Genomic DNA, 18,588 nt, shown 5'->3' with positions numbered 1-18,588 from the left:
TGCAAGAGAAAAAGGGTGCACTCACAGTGCCTCGGCCATCGCCGGTTCGGTGGAAGTATCGGGCAGCGCCAACGCGGCGGCCCCGAGCAAGGTCCGGGTGTAAGGATGTTGCGGTTCGGCAAACAAGCGGGCCGTATCGCCCTGCTCGACAATCCGTCCGCCCTGCATCACCGCGATGCGGTCGCACAGACGGGCCGCGACCCGCAGGTCATGGGTAATAAACACCAGGCTCAGGCGGAACTGCCGTTGCAGGGCCTCCAGCAGTTCAAGAATCTGGACCTGGACCAGGGCATCCAGGGCCGAGACGCACTCGTCGGCAATCAGGATCTTCGGCCGTACGGCCAGGGCTCGGGCTATACCGATGCGTTGCCGCTGACCGCCGGAAAACTCATGGGGAAAACGCTCGAACGCTACGGCGGGCAAACCGACCTGCTCCAGCAACTCGCGGGCCCGCCGGGCCGACTCCGCCCGGGAAACGCCCTGGGCCAAGGGGCCGGTCATAACGATCTGCCCCACTGTCTGGCGTGGGTTGAGCGAGGCAAAGGGGTCCTGGAAAATCATCTGGATCTCACCGCGCATCGGCCGCAGCCGGCCCTGGGACAGGTTCGCCACCTCATGCCCCTGCCACTCCAGGCTGCCGGCGTCCGGTTGCAGCAGGCGTACCAGGCAGCGACCCAGGGTCGACTTGCCGGAACCCGACTCGCCGACGATGCCCAGGGTCTCGCCTTCACGCAGGTGCAGGTCGAGCCCGGCCAAGGCCTGGGTCTGGCGGCGACTCCACCAACCGCCACGACCGACGAAGTGCTTTTCCAACTGTCGCGCGCCAAGGACCTCGGGCGCCTCGGCCAATAACGGGCGCGGCGCCAGCGGCTGCGCCGTGACCGCCGCCAATAGACGCTGGGTATACGCTTCGCGGGGCGCCTCGAGCACCTGTCGGGCCGACCCCTGCTCGATCACATGGCCGCGCTCCAGCACCAGCACGCGGTCGGCAATCGCCCGCACCACGGCAAAATCGTGGGTGATAAACACTATCGCCATGCCCTTGTCACGCTGGATACGACGCAACAGGTCGAGGATCTGCGCCTGGGTGGTCACATCCAGCGCCGAGGTCGGTTCGTCGGCGATCAGCAGGTCCGGATCGAAGACCAGGGCCATGGCGATCACCACCCGCTGGCGCTGACCGCCGGACAGCTCGAAGGGATAGGCCCGCCGTAGCCGGATCGGATCAGGCAGGCCGACATAACCGAGCAGGTCGAGCACCCGCCGCTCGCGCACCCGGGCCGAGCGCTCGCCATGGGCACGCAGGGTTTCATCGATCTGTCGGCCGATGCTCAACAAGGGATTAAGCGCACTCATCGGCTCCTGGAACACCATACTGAGGGTCCGGCCGCGCAACTGACGCATCCCCTCCTCGTCACGGCCGGCCAGGTCCTCGCCGCGAAAACGCAAGGTTCCGCTCTCGACACGCAAGGGGGCTGGCAGCAGGCGCAACAACGCCTTGGCCAGCATGGATTTTCCGGAACCCGACTCCCCCACCAGGCACAGGCACTCCCCCGCCACCAGCGACAACGACAGGTCATACAGCGCATGGCTGCGATCGGCGCCCGCGGGCAAGGCGATACGCAGTCGCTCGATGCTCAACAACGGTGTGCGGTCCTGGCTCATGGGTTGACTCCCTGCCGACGGGTCGGCTCAAAGGCCACCCGCAGTCCTTCGCCCACGCGATTGACCGCCAGCACGCAGAGCAGGATTGCCAGGCCCGGCAGCAAGCTCATCCACCAGGCTTCGCGCAGCAGCCCGCGCGAGGCATTGATCATGTAGCCCCAACTCATGGCATCGGGATCGCCGAGGCCGAGAAACGCCAACGCGGCCTCGGTGAGAATCGCCGTCGCCATCACGAAGGTCAGGGTCACCAGCAAAGGCGCCAGGGCATTGGGCAGGATCTGCCGGGTGATGATCGCCAGCGGCGACTGCCCCAAAACCTGGGCCGCCTGGACAAACTCGCGCTGGCGCAGGCTGAGGAATTCGCCACGTACCAGGCGCGCTACTCCTGGCCAGGCCACCAGGGTGATCGCCAGCACAATGGAGCCCAGCGAGGGTTCCAGTACCGCCACCAGGATCACCGCCAGCACCAGTTGCGGAATGATCTGGAAGAACTCCGCGATACGCATCAGCACACCATCGAGCCAACCACCGAAATAGCCGGCGACCGCGCCCACCAGGGCGCCCACCAGCAAGGTCGCCAGGCTCGAAAGGACGGCCACCGCCAGGGACACCCGGGCGCCGTACAACAAGCCGCTGCCGAGATCGCGCCCAAGCATATCGCTGCCCAGCCAATGGGCCGGGTCCTGGAACGGTGCCAACAGCGGCGTGGTGTTCATCTCCCAGGGCGTACTGTCGGTCAGCCAGGGCGCGGCCAGCGCCAGCAGGCTCAGCAACAGCAGGAAACCGGCGCCGATCAGCGCCGAAGGTTGTGCGAGAAAACGTCGAATCACTGAAACCTCATTCATCAGGACTGACCCTGGGCGCCGATACGCGGGTCCAGCAGCCGGCAGGCCAGATCGGTCAACAGGTTGAAACCGACCACCAGCGTCGAGATCACCAGGAAGCCGCCCATCAACACGCCGTAGTCACGTTGCGCCAGGGCGTCGTACATCAGCCGACCGATGCCCGGCCAGGAATAGACCACCTCCACCAGCAAGGCGCCGCTGGCCAGTTGTCCCAGTTGCAGGCCGGCAAAGGTCACCACCGGCAGCAGCGCATTACGCAGGACATGGGCCCAGAGAATGCGCCGTGGGGTCAGGCCCTTGGCCCGGGCGGTGTAGACATATTCCTGGCCCAGCGCTTCAAGGGTCGCGGCGCGGGTCAGATGGATATACAGGGCCAGGAACAGAAAACTCAGGGACAGGCACGGCAGCAGCAGATGGCGCAGCCGATCCGCCAGCCAGGCCCAGCCGTGGAAGTCCGCGGCCACGGTCTCCAGGCCAAAGGCCGGCAACCAGTCAAGGTGTACGGAAAACAACAGGATCAGCAGCATCGCCAGCCAGAAGGTCGGCACGGCGTAGAGCAGCAAAGCGCCTTGGGAAATCAGCCCGTCCAACCAGGGCCGGCGCTCCCGGCTACGGGCCGCGAGCACGCCGAGGGCGATCCCCGCCAGGGACGAGAGCAGGAACGCCGAGCCCATCAGCGCCAGGGTGGCGGGCAGGCGCTCGGCGATCAGCGACCAGACCGAGGTCTGGTTGCGGTAGGAATACCCCAGGTCCAGGTGCGCGACCTGCCCCAGGTAGATCAACAGTTGCCGGGCCAGCGGCTGGTCCAGGCCCATGTCATGCCGCAGGTTGTCGATATAGTGCACATCGTCGACGCCGGCCTCGCCGGCCATCAGCAAGGCCGGATCGCCAGGGGTCAGGCGGATCAGCAGGAAGCTCAGCACCAGCACCCCGAGGATCATCAGCAGCGCCCGACTCAAGCGGGCGCCGAGGAAGCGCAACAGGTTCATGGCGCCGGGCCGTCGAGGTAGACGCTTTCATCGTCCTCGTTGAGGCTGGTGGCGGTTTGCAGCAGGTTCTTGACCTGGCTGTGGAACAGCGTCGGGTAGCGCATTTCGAAGATCGGCGCGATGGGCAGGTCGATGTTCAGCTGGTTTTCCAGGCGGCTGTAGACCTGGCGGCGCTGCTCGCCTTCCGGGGTGTCGGCGACCTGATTCCACAAGGCATCGGCCTGCGGGCTGTTGTAACCGCTGACATTGGCAAACGGTGAGGTCTTGAGGATGTAGTCCGAGCGATAGAGGTAGGCGGTGGTCAGGTAGGGGTCGCCGATCTGGAAGATGAAGTTGTAGGTCAGGTCGAAGTCCCAGTCGCTGACCCGCTGGAACCAGGTGGCGGCATCCGAGGTGACTACCTGGACCTTGAAGCCCAGGGGTTGCAGGGCCTGCTTGGTGTATTCGGCCAGGCGCTCCCAGGCGCCGCCCTTCTCACCGTTGAGCAGGCGGATACGCACCGCGCCGACATCCACGCCGGACTCGGCGATCAGCGCCTTGGCCTTCTTCAGGTCATAGCTGTACTGCGGCAGGTTCGGGTCGTGATACGGCGTGGTGGAAACAAACGGCCCCTGGGCGACCTTGCCGGAACCGAAGAAAATATTGTCGACGATAAACTGCCGGTTCAGCGCATAGAGGATCGCCTGGCGCACCTTGGGATTGTTCAGCGGTGGCTTGCGGGTGTTGATCTGCAGAAAGGTCAGGCCGGCATACAGCTCCCAGCCTTTCTCCGAAGACTGCACGCCGGGCAAGGCGGTCAGGCGCTTGAGATCGGAGTAGTCGGCGTCGCCGCTGCGCAGTGCCTGGATATCCCCGCGTTCGAACGCCGCGGCCCGGGACGAGGCATCGGGAATCACGTGGAAGACGATGCCGTCGAGGTGCGGCAGGTCTTTTTTCCAGTAGTCCTTGTTCTTGCCCAGCTTGATATAGGCGCCGCGTTTCCATTCTTCGAAGACAAACGGCCCGGTGCCCACGGGCTTGAGGTTGTAGGGGTTGTTGCGAAAATCCGAGCCCTCGTAGAGGTGCCGGGGCACCACGGGGCGCAGGCCGCTGCCCAGGGAAGAGAGCAAGGGGGCAAAGGGTTTCTTCAGGTGGAAGACCACCTGCAACGGCCCCGTGGCCTCGATGGAGGTCACATAGTCGGTAAAGATCCCGCCCAGACGTTTGTCCACCTCCGGGTAGAAGGTCTGGAAGCTGAACACCACGTCGGCCGAGGTGAAGGGCTGGCCGTCATGCCAATGCACGCCGTCCTGCAGGTCGAAGGTGTAGGTCAGGCCGTCGGGGGCAATCGTCCAGCTTTTTGCCAGCACCGGCTTGGGCTGGAGCGCGGTGTCGTAGGTGAGCAGACTCTGGAGGATCTTGCCGCTGACGTACTGGGTCGAGACGTGGCTGACCACCCCATGCATCAACGACGGCGGCTCCGGCTGGGCCACCAGGTTCAGTACGCCGCCCTCCCGGGGCTCGGCCTGGACGCTGCCGGCCAGGATCAACGCACCAGCCGCAAGGCCGAGCAACACCCGGCGCAGGGGCCGGGTGCGAGACGAATGGGTCGGGGTGAGATCAGGCATGGCGGGCTCCGCAGAAAAGATTCATCAGGCAGGCAACCACGGACAGGCGCCCGGCCCTTTGAAGCGGTTTAGCAAGGCCTGTGCCAGGGCCTGGAAGGGGGGTCTTTTGCGGGCTTTTAGCGGTTTTCGAGGGCACTGGCGCTGATGAAAAAACCACAGCCACTGGCCCGACTGTGGAAAAAGCAGCAGCCGTCACGATCCTGTAGGAGCCGTCTTGCTGGTGATGGCGTCCGTATGATCGGTGCAAGGTTCGAGGGCCTCTTCGCGGGCAAGCCCTGCTCCTACAGTCTGATCTCGTACACAAAATCGGTGAACGACTACGTACTGTAGGAGCAGGGCTTGCCTGCGAAGACGTCAGTCCTGACGATGCATGACTTGAGGGATAGGCCTCCTGTGCAGGACTGGCACAAGCCTTGCGAGACCCGCTGCCTTCGAACCACCGAGTCTCAAGAGCATGTCACTGGATTACCTGGGCAACCCCCTCGACACCGAGCACACCGCGACCCGCGAAGGCATCGACGCGTTCATCGGCGGTTTTCTCGGCTACCACCCTCGCGCCGAGTCGATCCTCGCCACCGCCGACGCCGATCCGCAGTCACGCCTGGCCAATGCCTTCGCCGGCATCCTGCTGATGTTCAGCGAATCCCCCGAAGGCCCGGTCCTGGCCGAACGCTACCGGCAGCGGGCAAGCGCCACCCCCGCCGGACATGCCCGGGCCGACCTATACCTGGCCCTGCTGCGCGCCTGGATCGCCGACGACCTGGGGCAAGTGCTCGGCCTCGGCGAACAACTGCTGGAACGCTTTCCCCGGGACCTGTTCGCCGCCAAGCTCACCCAATACGTGGAGTTCAATCGCGGCAACTGGCCGGCGTTGTTGCGCATCGCCCTCAAGGCCCGCGACGCGGCGCCGGATATCGCCCATAGCCACGGCCTGCTGGCCTTCGCCTATGAACAATGCCACCTGCTGGACGACGCCGAAGCCGCCGCCCGCCAGGCCCTTGCCCTGCAAGCCGACGAGCCCTGGGCCCAACACGCCCTGGCCCATGTGCTGCTGACCCGGGGCCGGATCGAGGAAGGCATCGACTTCATGGAAAACGTGAAGGACCATTGGCAGGGCCTCAACTCCTTCATGTACACCCACAACTGGTGGCATCTGGCGCTGTTCTACCTGGCCCGCGGCCATGAGCAACGCGCCCTGGAGATTTATGACCGACATGTCTGGGGCATCCTGCCGGAGTACTCCCAGGATCAGGTCGGCGCGGTATCGCTGCTGACCCGCCTGGAGCTGACCGGCATCGATATCGGTGAACGCTGGCAGGCGCTGGCACCCTATCTGCAGAAACGCACGGAGGATACGGTGCAACCCTTCCTCAGCGTGCAGTATCTGTACGGCCTGGCCAGAGCCGGAAAACCTGAAGCCGATCATCTGCTTGAGTCACTGCTGGCCCACGCCTCCAGGGCGCCGGCGTTCAGCCGCACGACCTGGGCCGAGGTGACGGTGCCATTGGCGCAAGGCTTGCTGGCCCAGGCCCGGGGTGATTGGGAACTGGCTATGCAGCGGCTGAGTGGTGTGCTGCCACGGCTCAACGATATCGGCGGCAGTCACGCACAGCGGGATCTGTTCGCGCAAATCGAACTCGACGCCCGCCTGCGCGGCGGGGACTGGCGGGCGGCACAGCAGACGTTGGAACTGCGCCGTGGCTACGACCCGCTGGATGTCCCGACCAACCGCCATCTGGAACAGGTTTACACCGAACTCGGGCTGCCTGTGCAAGCCAGCCAGGCCCGAGAGCGAATCAAGCAGGTAATGGCAACACAAGTAATTCCTGGCTGAACGCGATCCACTGTGGGAGCTGGCTTGCCAGCTCCCACAAGGTTCGTGACATGCTCAAGATCCCAGACCTACAGGCCATTCGGCGCCTCGCGCCGGGCTTCGAAAACACCCCGGGCAATCGCCCGCGCCACGCAATCGGCGGCGGCGCTGCCGAGGCAGCCGATCTGCACCTGGCGACGCGGCCCGTCCACCAGCTCGACCGCGCCGGAAGCCATGGCAAACACCGTGTCGCCATCAAACGGCAGATGCGCCGGGCGCACCGCGCGGGCAATGCCGTCCTGGGCCATGATCGCCACGCGCTTGCACTCGGCGGTGGTCAACCGGGCATTGCAGGCCACCGCCACCAAGGTGGTATTGGCCCCGGCCTGCAACCGCCCCATGGAATCCAGCCGGGACAGTTCCGGCATCGGATCGCTGGCGTCCATCGGTGCCCCCGGACGCACACCACCAAACTCCCCGGCGATCTCCCAGGGCCAGGCCCAGAACGTCTCGCCATCCGGCATATAGACGGAGCCGATCGGATTGGCGACCACCAGCGCCGCCACCACCCAACCATCACCCAGCACCAGCGATGCCGAACCCAGTCCGCCCTTGAGCACCCCGGCCATAGCCCCCCGCCCCGCTCCCACCGAGCCCTGGGCAAAGTCTTGCGAGGCGTTTTGCAGCGCCTCGAAACCCAGCCGGCGATAAGGCGGCTCCAATCCCCAGTCCTTGTCCCCGCCGTTGGCCAGATCGTGCAGCACCGCCGCAGGAACAATGGGAATCGCTGGCGCACCAGGCTTGAGATGCAAACCCACTGCCTGCTGCGACAACGCCGCCGCCACCGCATCCGCCGCCCCCAGGCCGAACACCGAGCCGCCGGCAAACACCAGCGCATGCAGTTGCCCGACCATGTTTTCCGGCTCCAGGGCCGCCGACTCGCGACCGCCCGGACCACCGCCGCGAATATCGATGCTCGCCGTCCAGGCGCCGTCGGTACGAATCACCGTCACACCAGTGTCGACATGCTCATCGGTGGCATGCCCGACAGACACGCCCGGCACATCGGTGAGCAGATTGCGGGAACCCGGTTGTGGCATAAAAAACTTCCTGACAAGTGGTTGGCTTCCATAGTGGAGCGTGATCGCAACGGTCCAGCAAAGCCTGTGCCACCACTCCCGCACCCGACTTCATTAGCGCCCCCTCCCGTACCACTGTTGCTAACCCACCAGCACCCCCGGGCGACTGCTGGAAAACCAACAACCCACACCCCCGAACCTCCGGCCACGGGCGCGCTGTAGAAAAACCAACAGCCTGAATCGCCGCTGCTAGAAAAACACCAGCCATTGCCCGACAAACGAGCTAACTACTTGTTTAAAAAGGCTTTTAAAGAATGGCACAGGCTTTGCTCTACAGCCCTGACCAGAGCTTGAGACCGCAGGCCGCCCCCCCCGGCCCGGCAACAAGCCGCCACTGACCTCACTGGCGACGCCCCACACACCCGTCGCCTCACCCGCCACGATCGCCCCCCACCAGGGCGCAGAGCGGGGACCACACTGGAGCGATTCACATCATGAGTTCAACACGTGCCGCCAACCGGCGCCCCACCCGCAACACCTTCACCCACAGCCTGCTGTTCCTGGCCGTGTGCGAGGCACTGAGCTACAGCAGCCTGACCCTGGCCGCCGACACCACCAGCGATAACCCCCTGGACACCGTGGTGGTCATCGGCAACCGTGGCCAGGCCCGCACCCTGGCCGACAGCCCGGCGCCGGTGGACGTGATTTCCTCCAAGCAGTTGCTCGCCACCGGCCAGGGCGATCTCACCGCCGCCCTGAACAAGGTGCTGCCCTCGCTGAACCAGCCGACCTCCTCCGGCTTCGGCTCGACCTCGGTGGTGCGCCCCATCAGCCTGCGCGGCCTCAACGGCGACCAGGTGCTGGTGCTGGTCAACGGCAAGCGCCGCCACAACAGCGCACTGCTGAACAACGGCACCTACCTCAACTCCGGCTCGCAACCGGTGGACCTGGACATGATCCCCACCGCCCTGGTGGACCATGTCGAAGTGCTGCGCGACGGCGCCTCCGCGCAATACGGCTCGGACGCCATCGGCGGCGTGATCAATATCGTGCTCAAGCAGACCGACCATGGCGGCAGCCTCAGCACCCGCTACGGCCAGAACTTTGAAAACGGCGACGGCGCCACCACCCGGCAAACCGGCGACCTGGGGCTGTCACTGCCCAACGACGGCTTTATCAACCTGGCCCTGGACGTGAAGAAACAGAACACCTCCGACCGCTCCGACGACGCGCCCTACACCGACAGCGCCGGCAACACCAGCGAGCGCCATACCTACTACGGCACCGGCCTGCCCCAGGCGCGCAACTTCAGCTTCGGCTACAACGCCGAACTGCCGGTGGACGATGCCCTGACCCTCTATTCGTTCTCCACCTACACCCGGCGCAACTCGGAAAAACCCCTGGCCTTCCACCAGCCGGCGAGCTTCGACGGGATCGCCACGCCGTTCCCGGAGGGCATCGAAGACACCCTGCGGTTTATCGAAAACGACTTCCAGGTGGCCTTCGGCGGCAAGGGCAAGGCCGCCGGCTGGGACTACGACCTGTCCAGCACCTACGGCCAGGATCATGCCGAGGCCACCCTGCGCCACACCTATAACCTGAGCTTCGGCCCGGACTCGCCGACCTCGGTGGACACCGGGGCCAAGACCTTCAGCCAATGGACCAACAACCTCGACCTGACCCGCGCCTTCGACCTCGGCCTGGCCAAGCCGACGCAGATTTCCTGGGGCCTGGAACAACGCTTCGAGAGCTACAAGATCGGCAAGGGCGACTATGACTCCTATGCCCTCGGCGACTTCAGCACCGGTGCCAGCGGCGCGCCGATTGCGCCGGGAACCATTTCCGGTGCCGGCACCACCCCGGCCGACGCCGCGGAGAAAAGCCGCACCAGCGTGGCCGGCTATGGCGAGATCGGCCAGGACCTGACCGACAAGTGGCACGTCGACCTCGCCGGGCGCTACGAGCACTACAACGACGGTTCGGGCACCACCACCAACGGCAAGTTCTCCACCCGTTACCAGTTGACCCCGATCCTCGCCGTGCGCGGCACCTTCAGCACCGGCTTCCGCGCGCCGTCGCTGTCGCAGCAGATCTACAGCTCGACCTCGCAGACCAGCGTCAACGGCAACCTGTTCGACTACCGCAATGTCGCGGTGGATTCGACGGTGGCCAAAGCCCTCGGCGCCACCACCCTGAAACCGGAGAAGTCGACCAACATCGGCTTCGGCCTGACCCTGCAACCGATCGACAACGCCAGCGTCACCCTGGATGCCTACCAGATCAAGATCAAGGACCGCATCGCCCAGACCGGCTACCTGGGCGGCACCCCGCAGATCGAGGCGATCCTCGCGGCGGCCGGGCTGCCGACCAACCAGGCGGTGACCTACTTCACCAACGCCCTCGACACCACCACCCGCGGCGTCGACCTGGTCGGCGACTACCGGCAGGACATCGGTGCCTACGGCAACCTGCGCTACACCCTGGGCTTCAACTGGAACACCACCGCAATCGACGCCATCCACGCCTCCGACGCCGCCCAGCAGGCCTTGGGCCCGGACGGCGGTTACGACCGCCAGCGCCAGGGCAACCTCAAGCACGGCCTGCCGGATTCCAAGCTGTTGCTGGGCACCGTCTGGAGCATCGACAAGTTCGAGATCGGCCTGAACCTGACCCGCTATGGCGAGTACACCCAGTACGGCACCGCGGCGATCTACGACCGCAGTTTCTCGGCGGCCTGGATCACCGACCTGAACGTCGACTACCACCTGACCAAGAGCTTGACCCTCAATGCCGGGGCCAACAACGTCTTCAACCTGTACCCGGAACGCACCAACCTGCCCAGTGCCTCGGGGGCCTACCCCTACGGCAACTTCTCGCCCTACGGCACCACGGGCGGCTACTGGTACACCGGCCTGACCTACAACTTCTGACCGTCCTGGCGGCACGCGCGGCCCGATGGCCCGGCGCCGCCACCTTGTTTACCGGGAGCCTGCAATGACCCGTCGTACCGATCAACTCAAGCTCGGCGCCTTTCTCGCCAACAGCGGCCATCATCTCGCCGCCTGGCGTCATCCCCTGGGCCAGGCCGATGCCAGCCTGGATTTCGAGCACTTCAAGGCGATTGCCGAAACCGCCGAACGCGGCAAGTTCGACGCGCTGTTCGTCGCCGATGTGGTTGCGCTCTGGGGTCATCATCACGATGCCCTGAGCCGCTGCGCCCGGGCCGAACACTTCGAACCGCTGACCCTGATGTCCGCCCTCGCGGCCGTCACCCGCCATATCGGCCTGATCGCCACCGCGACCACCAGCTACAACGAGCCCTACCATATCGCCCGCAAGTTCGCCTCCCTCGACCACCTGTCCAAGGGCCGCGCGGCCTGGAACCTGGTGACTTCGGTGGTCTCCGACGAGGCCTGGAATTTCGGCCGGGAAAGCCATATCGACCACGGCGACCGCTATCAGCGCGCCGAGGAATTCCACGATGTGGTCAAGGGCCTGTGGGACAGTTGGGACGATGACGCGTTCGTCCGCGATGCAGGAACGCGGGCTGTTCCGCCGCGAATACGAAGGCCGCACCCTGCGGGAAAACCTCGGGCTGCCGCGTCCGGCCAACCGGTTCAGCCGATCATGGGCGGCGAGCGCCCCATCGAGGGTAGGATGAGTGAATTCGGGCGGCGGGTCTGCGCCCCTTTGACGGAGCCCGTGCATGGCCCTTGAGTTCAGCTGGCAGTTGCCCTTGTGCGACACCGACGGTACCACCTCCTGGGCGCGCCATCCCGCGCAGTGGATTCAACTGGCCCAGGCCGTGGAATACGCCGGCCTTGATGGGCTCTGGGTGCCCGGTGGCGCGCAGTGCGCCGACAGCCTCGGCGTGGCGGCGACCTTGTGCGCCCACACCCGTCGGGTCCACCTGACGGTCAGCGTACCGCCCGAAGTCATGTTGCCGGCGGCCCTCGCCGCCACCGTACAAAGCCTGCAATCGATCAGCGCCAATCGCGTGCGCCTGCACCTGCCCGACGGCGAACAAGGCAGCCTGCGCCAGGTGTTCGGTGAATGGCTCAACCGTGACCAGCGCCATGAACGTATCGGCGAGTACCTGGACATCCTCACGCAGCTGCTGGCCCCCGCCGGCAGCGAGTTCCACTACAACGGACGCTACTTCCAGCTGGAGAGCGCCGGCGTCGCGCGGCGCCAGCTCCCGGCCCCCCCGATCATCCTCGACGACTCTCAGGACAGCGCGCTGATCGCCGGCCACGCCCGAACCTGCCTGCTGCGCAGCCGGGCGCCGAACCCACTGCAACAGGAGATCCAGCGCTTGCGCGCCGATGCCCCGGGCCTTGGCTTCGTCTGCTCCTTCGGCCTGCTGTTCAGGGACACCGAGGAGGAAGCCTGGGAAGCGGCGGCGGCCCACCTGGAAACCCTGGGGATCAAGCCCCCGGACAGCGCCCCGTCGTTGCTCCGGCTCACCCGCGAGCACCAGCCGGTGCGGCACTTCGAGCTGCACCCCAATCTCTGGCAACCACGTGCCGATCAGCCGGTGTTTATCGTCGGCACGCCGCATCAGGTCGCTACCCGGCTACAGGAGCTGCACGGCCTGGGCATCGAACAGATCATCCTGGTCGGTCAGCCGGCAGTGCATGAAGTCCTGCGCTTCGGCGAACAGATCCTGCCGTTGCTTACCGCCCAAGGCCTGCGCAAGGAGCGCACCCAGCATGCCGAATGATCCACGCCAGAACATCAAGATCGACTGGTTCCTGCCCACCAACGGCGACGGTCGCCACCTGACCAGCAGCGGCCTGCCCAAAGTCGGGTTGTTCCAGCAGGGCGAACGAGCGCCGACCCTCGACTACCTGCGCCAGATCGTCCGCGCCGCCGAATACGGCGGCTTCGACGCGATCATGGTGCCCACCGCCAGCGGCTTCGAAGATCCCTGGCTGATCACTGCGGTGCTGGCCCAGGAAGTGCGGCGGCTGAAATTCCTGCTGACCTTGCGCCCGGGCCTGGAGCTGCCCGCCTACACCGCCCATCGCGCCGCGACCCTGCAGTTGCTCAGCGATAACCGCCTGGCTCTGCATGTGGTCAGCGGCTCCAGCCGTTTCGAGCAGCGTTCGCTGGGGGATTTTCTGGAGCACGATGAACGTTATGCGCGGACCGCCGAGTTTCTCGAAGTGTTCCAGGCAGTCTGGGCGGGCAACGGCCAGCCCCATCACGGACGCTACTACCGCAGCGTCAACGCCTCGCCGATTGCCCCTGCGGCGCCCGCCCCGGCGATCTATTTCGGCGGCGCGTCCGAGGCCGCGGAACGGGTCGGCGCGGCCCATGCACAGACCCACCTGATGTGGTGCGAGCCGCCCTTGCTGATTGCCGAGCGTATCCGCCGGATGCGCGAACTGGCGGCGGCCCAGGGGCGGACCTTGCGCTTTGGTTTGCGCCTGCATATTTTCGCCGCGCCCACCGACGATGCGGCCTGGGCCCATGTCGAACGGTTGCTGGCGGAGATTCCCAAGGACGCCATCGACCGCGCCCAAGTACAGATGGCCGCGTATGAGTCCGTCGGGCAGACGCGCCAGACGCGCTTGGCCGAAGGTCGCGGGCGCGGCGCCCGGGAGCTGGAGGTGTCGGCCAATCTGTGGGCTGGTGTGGGTCTGGTGCGTGGCGGTGCCGGAACGGCCCTGGTGGGGAGCTATGAACAGGTGGCGGAACGGATCGAGGAGTATCACCAGTTGGGCGTCGACAGTTTTATCCTGTCGGGCTTTCCGCATCTGGAAGAGGTGATTCATCTGGGGGCTGAGTTGTTGCCGCTATTGCGGCGTATCTCAAGCAGGAGCGTCGAGCAGCGCACGGTCCTGTAGGCGCCCTGATTGGATCTTCGGTCGTATGCAAACTCTCGGTTCGACACCGTCCTGTAGGAGCCGGGCTTGCCAGCGAAGAGGGCCTTGAAATCGCCACAAGCTTCGCGGGCAAGCCCGGCTCCTACAGGTTTGTGGTGTTTTCAAAAAGGGGATCAGGGCTTGGCGCGGCCCTTGAGCATGCCGTGATTGACCAGCAAGGTGCGCATGGCATTACGGGTAATGCCCAGCAGTTCGGCGGTGCGCAGCTGGTTGAAGCCGCAAAAGGCAAACGCCTCGCGCACCAGCAGGTCCTCGATATCATGCAACAGGGTTTCCCCCGGCACTTCGAACAGGCGCAGCAACTGCTCGCGAATCACTTCCTGGGGGACCCGCGACACGCCTGTACTGCTCGCCACATGCCGACCACTCAAACCTGCGGAAAACTTCAGGTGTTCAGGCCGGATCGGCTTGTCGCCGGCCACCAGCAAGGCCAGGTGCACGACGTTTTCCAGCTCGCGGATATTCCCCGGCCAGGGATACTCGAGCAGCGCCTGGGTGGCCGCCTCGGAGAGCATCGGCTCGGCAATCTTCAGCCGTTGGCTGTAGAGTTTTCGAAAATGTTCAACCAGCGGCAGGATATCCAGCGGGCGCTCGCGCAAGGGCAGGACCTGCACCTGGGCCACGTTGATCCGATAAAACAGGTCGAGACGGAAATTACCCGCCTCCACCGCCTGCTCCAGGTCGATATTGGTCGCCGTCACCAGGCGGATATTGATCTTGATCGGCTTGCGCGAACCGACGCGCACGATCTCCTGCTCCTGCAGGGCACGCAGCAGCTTGACCTGCAACGGCAATGGCAGATCGCCGATCTCGTCGAGAAACAAGGTGCCGCCATCGGCCTCTTCAAACCAGCCGACCCGACGCCCCACCGCACCGGAAAACGCCCCGGCTTCATGGCCGAAGAATTCGCTTTCGGCGAGGGTTTCGCTGATGGCGCCGCAGTTCACCGCGACAAAAGCCCCGGTCCGCCCGCTGGAGGAATGGATATAGCGCGCCACCAGTTCCTTGCCGGTGCCGGTTTCGCCATTGATCAGCACCGGTGCGTCACTGGGACCGACGCGCTGCAGATAGTCGAGCAACTGCCGCGAGCGCGGATCGGCGAAGACCAGCGCCTTGGCCCGTATCGACAGGGAATCCTTGTCGCCCCGGGGCAAGGTCAGGATCGGACTGGGCAGCCCTTCAAGCGTGCTCATGAAAATGCACCGCGACGTCAGAGCTTGGCGATCGAGACTTCGGTGGATTTGACGAAGGCGATTACTTCACTGCCTACCGCCAATTCGAGGTCGCGTACCGAACGCGTGGTGATCACCGAGGTGACAATCCCCGACGCGGTCTGCACGTCGATCTCGGACAGCACCTCGCCAATGAGGATTTCCTTGATGACGCCGCGGAACTGGTTACGAACGTTGATCGCTTTGATCGTCATGGGGCTGTTTCCTTTTCGTGGTGGGCGGTGCACCTGGGCTTCAGGTGCTGGAGGCTAAAATGCGCCAGCCCTGCAACTTATAAAAGGAATTAATAATAATGATTTTATTCGATTAAGATATAAGAAAGGGAAAGCTGGCAGGTTTCATTGAGTCGTCACCCCAGAGGTGTAAAATCGATATCCCAGCGCGGCGGCCCATTAAAGTCCCCTGCGCCCCTGCGGAGAGCGCATGAAGAAGGTTATCGCGTTGGTATCGGGCTTGCCCCTGATGCTGGCGCTGAGTGGTTTTACCACCCGGCAACACCCAGGCGACCAGGTCACGCTGGACGACTACACACGCCACAAGATCGAGTTCATCGAAACCCGGATCCTCAAGCACGCCGGCCATGAGCAGGGCGAACGGATCAAGAATATCTCCGCCAACTTCCTCGGCACGCCTTATGTGGCGCATATGCTGGTCGGCTCCGCGACCGCGCCGGAACAACTGGTGATCGACTTCCGCGGCCTGGATTGCTTCACCTATCTGGATTACGTCGAGGCCCTGCGCAAATCCGACAGCCTGCCGCGCTTCGTCGAAAACCTGGTGCGCACCCGTTACGCCGAGGGCAAGGTCAGCTACACCGAGCGCAGGCACTTCTTCACCGACTGGGCCCACACCCAGCCCCTCAATGCCCGGGATGTGACGACCCAGGCGAGCCCCAGGGCGACCACCGTCACCAAGATCCTCAATGCGCAAGGGGACGGCAGCGGCGGCACGCTGATCCCGTCGGTGGGCACGGTCAAGCGCGCCATCACCTACATCCCCAGCGAGTGGATCGACGACGCCGTGGTCAGCCGCCTGAAAACCGGTGACTACATCGGCATCTACACCCCGGCCGAAGGGCTCGACGTCACCCACACCGGCATCTTCATCATGACCGACAAAGGCCCGGTGCTGCGCAATGCCTCCGCCCGCGAAGCCAACCACAAGGTGGTGGATTCGCCGTTCATGGATTACGTCAAGAAAACCCCGGGCATCGTGGTCCTCAGAGCGATCTGACCACCTCAGCCCGACGACGTCAGGCCACTGGCGCAGATAAAATCGATGAACGCGCGCAACTTGGGTGTCAGGTAGCGACTCGACGGCCAGACCACCTGCATCTGTAGCGTACGCAGGATCCGTCCCGGCAGTATCGACTCCAGCTCTCCGGCCGCCAGGGCCTCGCGCACGGCGAACTCGGGCACGCAGGCAATGCCCAGGCCCTGCCGGGCGCTATGGATCAGCATGTCCAGGTTGTTGCAGACCATGGTCTCCGGCACCTTCAGCTCGGCCCCCGCGACCAGTCCCTCCAACGGCCACTTCTCCAGCTTGCCGGTGGAGGGCATCCGATAATGCAGGCACTGGTGCTCCAGCAGTTGCTCCACCGCCTGCGGGTAGCCCCTGGCGGCGAAATACCCCGGTGCGCCGACCAGATGAAACGCGAAACTGCCCAGCTTCCGCGCCATTAACCGCGAATCGTGCAGTTGCCCGGTACGCACCACGGCGTCAAAGCTCTCCTCGACCACGTCCACCAGGCGATCGGTGAAGTCCAGCTCCAGGCGGATTTCCGGGTACTCGCGCATGAACGACGACAACTGCATAAACAGCACATTGCCCTGCAACGGCAGGCTGATGCGCAACTTGCCCCGTGGCGCATCGCTGGAGCTGGACAGTTCCTGCTCGGCCGCCTCCAGTTCGTTGAGCACCCGCCGGCAGCGCTCCAGAAACAGCGCGCCTTCAGCGGTCAAGTTGAGGCTGCGGGTATTGCGATGGAACAACCGCGCACTGAGCTTGTGTTCCAGGCGGGCAATGCTTTTGCCCACGGCCGAGGCGGACACCCCGAGCAAGCGGCCGGCGGCGACAAAGCTGCGACTTTCGGCGACCTGCACGAACACGGTGATGCCATTGAGCTTATCCATCACTCATTCCCTTGATTAAGGACAAAAAGGTCCGTGTAGCCCGGAATTGTAACTTCTTTTTCCCTGATCGGCCCCGCCCTACCATCGATTCATCAGCTTGACCCATCCACCATCCGGGGCCCGATATGACCGTCAACGAACCGCTACGCTCACTGCAATCCCTTCGTCCTGTCGAGACAACCCGCCTGGCGTCGCGCATCGACGCCGTGCTCGAACAGACCCTGCATGACCGGCGCCTGGTCGGTGCCGTAGTCCTGGTCGCCCATCGCGGACAACTGGTCTATCAGCGCGCGGCCGGCCTGGCCGACCGTGAGGCCAGGCTGCCAATGCACCTGGACGCCCTGTTTCGCCTGTCCTCGGTCTCCAAGCCGATCACCTCGGTGGCGGCCCTGGCGTTGATCGCCCAGGGCCGTATCAACCTGGACGACAACATCACCCACTGGCTGCCGCACTTCAAGCCGACCCTGGCCGACGGCACCCCGGCGTTGATCACCGTACGCCAATTGCTGACCCACACCGCCGGTTTCACCTACGGTTTCCTGGAGAGCGATCAAGGCGGCCCTTATCTCGAGGCCGGCGTCTCCGACGGCATGGACCGTACCGAACTCTCGCTGGAAGAAAACCTGCATCGCCTGGGCCAGGCCCCGCTGCTCTACAAACCGGGGAGTCAGTGGGGCTACTCGATTGCCACCGATGTGCTGGGCGGGGTAATCGCCGCCGCCCACGGCACCTCGCTGGCCGAGGCGGTGGAGCAGTTGGTCGCCCGCCCGCTGGGCTGGCGCGATAGCGGGTTCCGGGTGACCGACGTCGACCGCCTGAGCCCGGCCTATCTCAATGACCAGCCACAGCCACGGCGCATGCAGGGGCTGGAAGTGGTCCCGGTGTTTGAAGGCACCGCCGGCATCCGGCTGGACCCGGACCGCGCCCTGGACACCCAGGCCTATGACTCCGGCGGTTCGGGCATGGTCGGCAGCGCCGGGGAGTTTCTCCAGCTTCTGGAAACCCTGCGCAAAGGCGGCGCGCCGCTGCTGCCCAAGCACCTGGTGGCGGAAATGGGCAGCAGCCAGACCGGCGACCTGGAACTGGCCAACTGGCCGGGACGCGGCTTCGGCCTCGGCTTCACGGTACTCAAGGATCCGGCCGCCGCGCAGACCGTCGAATCCGTCGGCACCTGGCGCCTGGGCGGTGCCTACGGACACTCCTGGTTCGTCGACCCGGCCCAGGAGTTGACGGTGGTGGCGTTTACCAACACCGCCTTCGAAGGCATGTTCGGGCAATTCACCGTCGACCTCTGCAACGCGGTCTACGGCCTATAACAACGGGCCGGGGCTGGTG

At 64.9% G+C, this 18,588-nt stretch carries 14 protein-coding genes and 1 pseudogene; 7 read left to right on the top strand and 8 right to left on the bottom strand.

What is annotated here, in order from left to right:
- Positions 1 to 21 precede the first annotated feature (21 nt).
- Genes HX830_RS18810 through HX830_RS18795 form a run of 4 tightly spaced genes read right to left on the bottom strand, consistent with a single transcriptional unit; the run spans position 22 to position 5,106 of the window.
- Positions 22 to 1,665: a dipeptide ABC transporter ATP-binding protein gene (locus HX830_RS18810; RefSeq protein ID WP_177101821.1), complete on the bottom strand. Its 1,644-nt coding sequence runs from the start codon at positions 1,663 to 1,665 to the stop codon at positions 22 to 24.
- Positions 1,662 to 2,510, bottom strand: a complete 849-nt coding sequence (locus tag HX830_RS18805) for an ABC transporter permease (RefSeq protein ID WP_177101819.1) — start codon at positions 2,508 to 2,510, stop codon at positions 1,662 to 1,664. Before HX830_RS18805 ends, HX830_RS18810 begins: the two co-directional genes overlap by 4 nt.
- Positions 2,510 to 3,499 (bottom strand): ABC transporter permease, encoded by a 990-nt coding sequence (locus HX830_RS18800; RefSeq protein ID WP_177101817.1) that lies wholly within the window; start codon positions 3,497 to 3,499, stop codon positions 2,510 to 2,512. The genes HX830_RS18805 and HX830_RS18800 overlap by 1 nt, the downstream gene beginning before the upstream one ends.
- On the bottom strand, positions 3,496 to 5,106 hold the full coding sequence (locus HX830_RS18795; protein WP_177101815.1) for an ABC transporter substrate-binding protein: 1,611 nt from the start codon (positions 5,104 to 5,106) through the stop codon (positions 3,496 to 3,498). The genes HX830_RS18800 and HX830_RS18795 overlap by 4 nt, the downstream gene beginning before the upstream one ends.
- 454 nt (positions 5,107 to 5,560) lie before the next feature.
- Between HX830_RS18795 and HX830_RS18790 the strand changes: the two genes are divergently transcribed.
- Positions 5,561 to 6,940, top strand: a complete 1,380-nt coding sequence (locus HX830_RS18790; protein ID WP_177101813.1) for a tetratricopeptide repeat protein — start codon at positions 5,561 to 5,563, stop codon at positions 6,938 to 6,940.
- 68 nt (positions 6,941 to 7,008) lie between these two features.
- Here HX830_RS18790 and HX830_RS18785 read toward each other — a convergent pair whose 3' ends face one another.
- Positions 7,009 to 8,019, bottom strand: coding sequence for a P1 family peptidase (locus tag HX830_RS18785; protein WP_152741400.1), 1,011 nt, complete (start codon positions 8,017 to 8,019; stop codon positions 7,009 to 7,011).
- Between the two features lie 473 nt (positions 8,020 to 8,492).
- Between HX830_RS18785 and HX830_RS18780 the strand changes: the two genes are divergently transcribed.
- The 4 genes and pseudogenes from HX830_RS18780 (at position 8,493) to HX830_RS18765 (ending at position 13,850) form a co-directional block, all read left to right on the top strand.
- The gene (locus HX830_RS18780) at positions 8,493 to 10,928 is read left to right on the top strand and encodes a TonB-dependent receptor plug domain-containing protein (protein WP_152741401.1); all 2,436 of its coding nucleotides are present in this window, start codon (positions 8,493 to 8,495) and stop codon (positions 10,926 to 10,928) included.
- A gap of 64 nt (positions 10,929 to 10,992) precedes the next feature.
- Positions 10,993 to 11,533, top strand: a pseudogene (locus tag HX830_RS18775) (LLM class flavin-dependent oxidoreductase); the annotation flags it as partial.
- 171 nt (positions 11,534 to 11,704) lie between these two features.
- The gene (locus HX830_RS18770) at positions 11,705 to 12,721 is read left to right on the top strand and encodes an LLM class flavin-dependent oxidoreductase (protein WP_152741402.1); all 1,017 of its coding nucleotides are present in this window, start codon (positions 11,705 to 11,707) and stop codon (positions 12,719 to 12,721) included.
- The gene (locus HX830_RS18765; RefSeq protein ID WP_177101811.1) at positions 12,711 to 13,850 is read left to right on the top strand and encodes an LLM class flavin-dependent oxidoreductase; all 1,140 of its coding nucleotides are present in this window, start codon (positions 12,711 to 12,713) and stop codon (positions 13,848 to 13,850) included. The genes HX830_RS18770 and HX830_RS18765 overlap by 11 nt, the downstream gene beginning before the upstream one ends.
- A gap of 152 nt (positions 13,851 to 14,002) precedes the next feature.
- Here HX830_RS18765 and HX830_RS18760 read toward each other — a convergent pair whose 3' ends face one another.
- Both HX830_RS18760 and HX830_RS18755 read right to left on the bottom strand, forming a co-directional pair.
- Positions 14,003 to 15,082, bottom strand: a complete 1,080-nt coding sequence (locus tag HX830_RS18760) for a sigma-54 interaction domain-containing protein (protein ID WP_152741404.1) — start codon at positions 15,080 to 15,082, stop codon at positions 14,003 to 14,005.
- A gap of 17 nt (positions 15,083 to 15,099) precedes the next feature.
- On the bottom strand, positions 15,100 to 15,315 hold the full coding sequence (locus HX830_RS18755) for a TOBE domain-containing protein (protein WP_100941607.1): 216 nt from the start codon (positions 15,313 to 15,315) through the stop codon (positions 15,100 to 15,102).
- Positions 15,316 to 15,544: 229 nt separating this feature from the next.
- Here HX830_RS18755 and HX830_RS18750 point away from each other — a divergent pair, with 229 nt between their 5' ends.
- Positions 15,545 to 16,354 (top strand): DUF1460 domain-containing protein, encoded by an 810-nt coding sequence (locus HX830_RS18750; RefSeq protein WP_103495107.1) that lies wholly within the window; start codon positions 15,545 to 15,547, stop codon positions 16,352 to 16,354.
- A gap of 5 nt (positions 16,355 to 16,359) precedes the next feature.
- On the opposite strand, the gene HX830_RS18745 is transcribed toward HX830_RS18750, so the two are convergent.
- A complete protein-coding gene (locus HX830_RS18745; RefSeq protein ID WP_103495108.1) occupies positions 16,360 to 17,253 on the bottom strand; it encodes a LysR family transcriptional regulator in 894 nt (297 codons plus the stop codon).
- A gap of 125 nt (positions 17,254 to 17,378) precedes the next feature.
- Between HX830_RS18745 and HX830_RS18740 the strand changes: the two genes are divergently transcribed.
- On the top strand, positions 17,379 to 18,569 hold the full coding sequence (locus HX830_RS18740) for a serine hydrolase domain-containing protein (protein ID WP_177101809.1): 1,191 nt from the start codon (positions 17,379 to 17,381) through the stop codon (positions 18,567 to 18,569).
- Positions 18,570 to 18,588: the final 19 nt, after the last annotated feature.

Origin of the sequence: Pseudomonas gingeri (genome assembly GCF_013385425.1) — a bacterium.
GTDB classification, from domain to species: domain Bacteria; phylum Pseudomonadota; class Gammaproteobacteria; order Pseudomonadales; family Pseudomonadaceae; genus Aquipseudomonas; species Aquipseudomonas gingeri_D.
The sequence above is the reverse complement of the archived record's forward strand: the minus strand, read 5'-3'. Positions and strand labels throughout refer to the sequence as shown.